Source organism: Ruegeria sp. AB8, from assembly GCF_056542605.1.
Genome location: NZ_JBQGAB010000076.1, coordinates 1 through 1,992, shown reverse-complemented (window position 1 = coordinate 1,992; position 1,992 = coordinate 1). Strand labels below are relative to the sequence as shown.

1 protein-coding gene and 1 pseudogene are annotated in these 1,992 nt (G+C 55.7%); one reads left to right on the top strand and one right to left on the bottom strand.

Translation table 11 applies throughout. From position 1 onward, the window contains the following. Positions 1–677: 677 nt before the first annotated feature. Complete coding sequence (locus ACR0CG_RS23730; protein ID WP_170438367.1) at positions 678–1,676, bottom strand: IS110 family RNA-guided transposase; 999 nt, start codon at positions 1,674–1,676, stop codon at positions 678–680. Positions 1,677–1,750: 74 nt separating this feature from the next. On the opposite strand from ACR0CG_RS23730, the pseudogene ACR0CG_RS23725 reads away from it, so the two are divergent. Further along, a pseudogene (locus ACR0CG_RS23725) lies at positions 1,751–1,933 on the top strand (transposase); the annotation flags it as partial. Between the last annotated feature and the right edge of the window lie 59 nt (positions 1,934–1,992).

The following is a 1,992-nucleotide window of genomic DNA, read 5'->3' as shown; positions in this document are numbered from 1 at the left end:
CTGGCTGGGTTTATCTGGGATATTGCGCCAAAAAGACGCCCCTGGCCACCTGACCGGTTGTCCAAGCTGCCTGCGCAGTGCGCTGGAGATGGAAGCCATGGATAGGGAAATCCTCGGTCCCCCCTTTGGGACAAACATCCGGTCTTAGAGAGAGGTCACCCCGCATCGAATTTGGTCAGGCGGTATCAAACCCGCGGATGAGAGAATGACAACCATCGGTTCGGCCTACCATCTTCAGCGCCTGCACAGGCTACAAACTTTAACCATCCTGCACCAGTGGGGTAGTCTCATCGTGCCGAGAAAACTAAAATCGCTCATGAGAGGGGGATTTCGCCCCCTACTGTCTGACGTCAGCGCCAATGGGACAGTTTAGGTTGATTTGATAAGAGAGGGTTTCTGGCTCATCGTAACCGCCAAGGAGTGGATCTATGGACGCCCCCTGCGCAAGGTGTTTTTTGTGATGATGTTGACGGCATTGGATGCGTGAATCTATCCGGCCTTTGATTGAAGCATCTTTGCTCCTGGCCTCGATGGGATCCGCTGGTTTCAGTGCCTTCCAAGATGACCGGCCTTTCCTGGCCACCACTCCTTACAGGCTGTGAATTGCGGCCCCTGCCGTTACACCATCGTCTCGTCACCTCGCATTCTTAGAGCGCCAGTACTTTCCGGGCTGCCCGCTACGCCGCTTTGTAGCCTTCTCCGCTCCGCAAAATCGCCCAGGCAATGCGTGCTGTCTTGTTGGCGATAGCCACGAGCGTTTTGTTGTGACCTGCGCGTGCCAGCAAGCCCTGCGCCCATCTCGCGCGTTGATCATCACGATTGGCGATCCTGATCAGGACGGACCGGGCGCCGTGGATGAGCTGGCGCCGCAGGTATTGGTTGCCTCGTTTGCCTATGCCACCAAGCCGGGGCTTGCCGCCCGTCGTATATTGTCTGGGAACCAAGCCTATCCATGCCGCGAGTGCCCGGCCAGACGAAAAGTGTCGACCGTCATCAACGGCAGCGATCAAGGCGGTGGCGATCACAGGCCCGACGCCGGGGAGGGTTGCAAGACGTTTGCACCGCTCATCGGTCCGGCAGATCGCGATTAGCTTACGGTCGAGCTCAGCGACGTGTTTGTCCAACGCTTCGAATTCGGCGATAAGTGCGTTGAAGTTTTCCGTTGCCAGCGCTGACAACTTGGCCTCAGCGACGGCGTTTCTGATATCCTTTCGGAACCGAAAGGCACCGACTGGAATGACAACGCCATACTCCCCCAGAAGGCCCCGAATGTGATTAATCAATCCGGTCCGTTGTGTGATGAGACGATCACGTGTTCGATGCAGCATCTGCAAATCCTGTTGCTCCGTCGTCTTCACTGGGACAAATCGCATAGTCGGGCGCAGTGCGGCCTCATAGATCGCCTCGGCATCAACAGCGTCGTTCTTGGAGCCTTTGACAAACGGCATTACGAACCGCGGATGAACGAGGCGCACGGCATAGCCTTGCGCCTCAAACTGTCTGCCCCAGTGATGAGCGCTGGCACAAGCCTCCATGGCGACTGTTTCCGGGGAATACTCCTGAACGGCAGCGGCGAGTTTTGATCTGGTCACCTTCTTCGAGATTACCTCGCCCTCATTGGTGATTCCGTGGATGTGAAACGACTGTTTGCCTAAATCAATCGCAAGTAACTGCATTCTGTGAACTCCTTCTGCTTGATACGTCTGCCGAAAACTATCGGCATCGGTGCAAGGGGCGTCCATTCCATAAGATGAGACAGAAACCCGGAACCAAGCAGAGCCACGGTGAGAAGGTCGTAAAGAACATTCGCCGTGCGACCCGCAAACAGTACTCCGCAGAAGAGAAGATCAGGATCGTGCTGGACGGCCTAAAAGGCGAGGACAGCATTGCAGAGCTGAGCCGTCGTGAGGGCATCGCGCAGAGCGTTCCCTACTTGGCAAGTATAATTGACTGGATATGAATGATAACGATACGGAAAATCCATTTGTGTGT

What these genes read in the sequence shown, in the direction of transcription:
- ACR0CG_RS23730 (WP_170438367.1), bottom strand. Translation starts at nt 1,676, where the DNA reads ATGCAGTTACTTGCGATTGATTTAGGCAAACAGTCGTTTCACATCCAC.